Source organism: Roseateles sp. P5_B10, from assembly GCF_056400485.1.
Genome location: NZ_JBFULE010000609.1, coordinates 1 through 3,227, shown reverse-complemented (window position 1 = coordinate 3,227; position 3,227 = coordinate 1). Strand labels below are relative to the sequence as shown.

Below are 3,227 nucleotides of genomic sequence, written 5' to 3'. Positions count from 1 at the left end.
GTGCTGCCCTGGAGCGCAGGCAACTCAACGAGGCTCTGGAAAATGTTCGGGTGAGCCGCCTTCTCGAGATCCGAGGCGGTGAGGCGCGTGGTCGGCGTCGGTTGCGTGAAGCCGCGCGCCGAGATGCGCGAGCCCGTAATGACCACGGTGCTCAGCACGCTGGCGCCGGGATTGACCTCTGGCGCGGCGTCAGGCGTTGTGGCCGGTGTCTCAGCGCTTTGGGCCAGGGCGGGAAGCGCCAGCACGGCGCAAGCCGTGAGGGCCGCCAGATGGATCAGGGTCTTGGAACCGGGATTTCGCATGGGAGGTCTCCTGAGGTGGCACGGTGGGCCGCTGCCTTGTGGTCGTTGAGCCGGTATTCGGTAAACAAACTTGGTTATTGGATAGCGCTGTCCGGGAAGCTTAAAAAAACCGGATGGCTTAGGTTGAAACTCGCCCAAACACGCGATCCCCAAGGTTTGAACAGCTGCGCCGTGGGCTATCGCGTTTCGGGATTGCGCTATCCTAGGCATCGAATTCCCCCTCCGATATGGGGGATACCATGTAGAAATGCCGAGCAGCAAGACGACATCAGCCGCCTCCCCCAGACGCACCAGGGCCACCGGCCGGGTGACGCTGGCGGACGTGGCGCAGGCCGCCGGCGTCAGCCCCATCACCGTGTCGCGGGCCCTGCGTGGCGAGCGGGCGGTGGCGCAGGAGCTGTGCGAGCGCGTCCAGGCCGCCGCCACTGCGCTGGGCTACGTGCCCGATCCGGCCGCCCGCGCGCTGGCCTCCAGCCGCAGCTCCCATGTCGCGGTGCTGATCCCCAAGCTGAGCAATACCTTGTTCGTCGAGCTGCTCGACGCGGTGCAGACCACGCTCGTGCCGGCTGGCTACCAGACGCTGATCGGCGTCACCCATTACGACGCCAGCGAAGAGGAGGCCGTGCTGCGCAGCTTTCTGGCACACCGGCCGGCCGGTCTCATCGTCACCGGCCGCGATCGCAGCCCGGCGGCGGCCGCTCTGATCGAGGGCAGCGGCGTTCCCTGCGTGCATGTGATGGAGGTGGAGCCGGGCAGCCACAGCGTGGGCTTCTCGCAACGCGATGCCGGGCGGGCCATCACGCAGCATCTGCTCGATTCGGGTCGGCGCCGCGTCGTCTACGTTGCCGCCCAGCTCGATCCACGCACCTTGGAACGCGGTGAGGGCTACAAGGAGGCGCTGGTGCAAGCCGGCCTGGGCGAGAGCGTGAACAAGGTGCTGATCGCAGAGCCCTCGTCCATGGCGCTCGGTGGCGCGATGCTGGAGCGTGTGCTGCGCGAGGCGCCTGAGACCGACGCCATCTTCTTCTGCAACGACGACCTTGCGCAGGGCGCGCTGCTGGCGGCCTTGCGCCTGGGGGTGGCCGTGCCTGGCCGCGTGGCGGTGGCCGGCTTCAACGACCTGCCGGGCAGCGACCAGATGGTGCCGCCACTCACCACCGTGGCCACGCCGCGCCGTCAGATCGGCGAGCAGGCGGCGCAGATGTTGATGAAGCTGATGCGCGGCCAGCCGGTGGAGCAGCCCAACGTGGACCTGGGCTTCCAGGTCGTGCGGCGGGCGTCAACCTAAGAACGGCTCGCTGTGGCGCGGCGCCGTCACCGGCGATCTTCGACCTGGCGGAGCGCTGCGCTACCTCTGTACGCGTCGCAAATGAGCTGCGCGAGCAGCCGTGCTGGCTCGCTGAGGCTTCGGCTCGCTCGATGAACGAGGCCGATGTCGCGATGGAAGGTGTGATGCCCGAGGTCGATCGCGCGTACCGCCGCGGGCCACCTGCGATGCGTGGCGGTCTGCGGCACCAGCGCGACCCCCACCCCGTTGGCCACCAGCCGCACGATCGCATCCAGTTCGTCGAGCTCGCAAACCTGCTGCACGCTCAGGTGCGCGGCGCGCAGGAAGCGGTCGACCTGCCTCCCGCCAAACGAGGCGCGGTCATATCGGACGAACGGTTCGCTGGATAGCAGCTGGGCCCAGTCGTCGCCGGCCACGTGCCGCGGCACCAGCAGGCGAAACGGCTCGTGCGCGAGCGTGCTCCAGCGCAGGTCACTGTGCAACGAGAACGGTGGGCGAATGATCGCTGCCATGGCGATATCGCCGGCATCAACGAGGTTCAACAGTTCCATGGACAAGCCCGGAACGACTCGCGTGCGGGAGCTGGGAAGCTGCTTGTGGAACTTCCCGAGTGCGTCCGGTAGCAGCGAGCGTTGGACCGATGCAATGGCGCCGATGTTGAGCAGCACGGTCGATTGCGGCCCGGTGTTGCTGGCCCCCAGGTTGCCATAGAGCAGAAGCAGTTCCTGGGCTTGCGCCAGCATCTGCTGCCCCATGGCATTGAGACGCGCCGATCGTCCAGTCCTGTCGAAGAGCTGGAAGCCGAGCTCTGCCTCCAGCCGCTGCATCTGCGCGCTGACGGCTGCCTGCGTAAGGCCAATCTGCGCACCGGCGGCGGCAAACGTGCCCTCGCGTGCGACGGCCATCAAGGTCTTCAGTTCGCGGATCATTGACAAACAATATTTGTACTTGGTGCAAATATATATTGATTTTATTTTTCACTGGACTGCCTAGGATTCAAGCACTGAACACCACCACCGCCCCCGATCAGCAACCAAATGCCTAGACCATGACGATGCGTGCCCCCACCAAGAATCCCGACAGCCTTTCCCCGTTCCACGTCGCATTCGCGGTGCACGACATCGCCCTGGCCAGAAAGTTTTATGGAGAACTGCTCGGCTGCCCCGAAGGCCGCAGCGCGGACGATTGGGTCGATTTCAATTTCTACGGCCACCAGATCGTCGCCCACCTCGCGCCCGCTGAAACCGGTATCGCACAGCGCAATGCAGTCGATGGCCACGGCGTGCCGGTGCGCCACTTCGGGATCGTGCTGCCGATGGCCGACTGGGAGGCGGCCGCCACGCGCCTGAAGGCGGCCGGCGTCGAGTTCGTGATCGAGCCCTACATCCGCTTCAAGGGCGAACCCGGCGAGCAGGCAACGATGTTCTTCCTCGACCCGTCAGGCAATGCGCTGGAGTTCAAGGCCTTTGCCGACATCGCGATGCTGTTCGCGAAGTAGTCGGTCGCCAATCGCCAGACAGGAGCAATCAATTGAAGATTCTGGTTCTTGCCCTCATCGCCGTTGCCAGCGCTTGCGCGGCTCAAGCGGACACGCTACAGAAGATCAAGACAACGGGATCCGTGACGATGGGTGTGCG

Annotated in this window: 3 protein-coding genes and 1 pseudogene; 2 read left to right on the top strand and 2 right to left on the bottom strand. The window is 65.5% G+C overall.

Features of this window, described 5'->3' with window-relative positions:
• Positions 1 to 302: pseudogene (locus AC1DU6_RS24690) on the bottom strand (TonB-dependent receptor); the annotation flags it as partial.
• A 247-nt stretch (positions 303 to 549) separates the two neighbouring features.
• On the opposite strand from AC1DU6_RS24690, the gene gntR reads away from it, so the two are divergent.
• On the top strand, positions 550 to 1,590 hold the full coding sequence (gene gntR, locus AC1DU6_RS24685; RefSeq protein WP_457325778.1) for an HTH-type transcriptional regulator GntR: 1,041 nt from the start codon (positions 550 to 552) through the stop codon (positions 1,588 to 1,590).
• A 26-nt stretch (positions 1,591 to 1,616) separates the two neighbouring features.
• On the opposite strand, the gene AC1DU6_RS24680 is transcribed toward gntR, so the two are convergent.
• Positions 1,617 to 2,519 carry a LysR family transcriptional regulator gene (locus AC1DU6_RS24680; RefSeq protein ID WP_477860295.1) on the bottom strand — a complete coding sequence of 301 codons (903 nt, stop codon included), beginning with the start codon at positions 2,517 to 2,519 and terminating at the stop codon, positions 1,617 to 1,619.
• Between the two features lie 125 nt (positions 2,520 to 2,644).
• On the opposite strand from AC1DU6_RS24680, the gene AC1DU6_RS24675 reads away from it, so the two are divergent.
• Positions 2,645 to 3,088 carry a VOC family protein gene (locus AC1DU6_RS24675; protein WP_477860294.1) on the top strand — a complete coding sequence of 148 codons (444 nt, stop codon included), beginning with the start codon at positions 2,645 to 2,647 and terminating at the stop codon, positions 3,086 to 3,088.
• Positions 3,089 to 3,227 lie beyond the last annotated feature (139 nt).